Source organism: Enterobacter quasimori (genome assembly GCF_018597345.1).
Lineage (GTDB): Bacteria > Pseudomonadota > Gammaproteobacteria > Enterobacterales > Enterobacteriaceae > Enterobacter > Enterobacter mori.
In genome coordinates this window covers 1-213 of sequence record NZ_JAHEVU010000030.1, presented here as the reverse complement: position 1 = coordinate 213, position 213 = coordinate 1, and the positions used below count along the sequence as shown (strand labels likewise).

Sequence of the window (213 nt, the reverse complement as noted above, 5' to 3'; positions counted from 1 at the left end):
TACGCCCAGTAATTCCGATTAACGCTTGCACCCTCCGTATTACCGCGGCTGCTGGCACGGAGTTAGCCGGTGCTTCTTCTGCGGGTAACGTCAATCGATGAGGTTATTAACCTCACCGCCTTCCTCCCCGCTGAAAGTACTTTACAACCCGAAGGCCTTCTTCATACACGCGGCATGGCTGCATCAGGCTTGCGCCCATTGTGCAATATTCCC

General features: G+C 54.5%; 1 rRNA gene. It reads right to left on the bottom strand.

Annotated features, from left to right (window positions below):
- Positions 1–213, bottom strand: a 16S ribosomal RNA gene (locus KK102_RS22460); the annotation flags it as partial.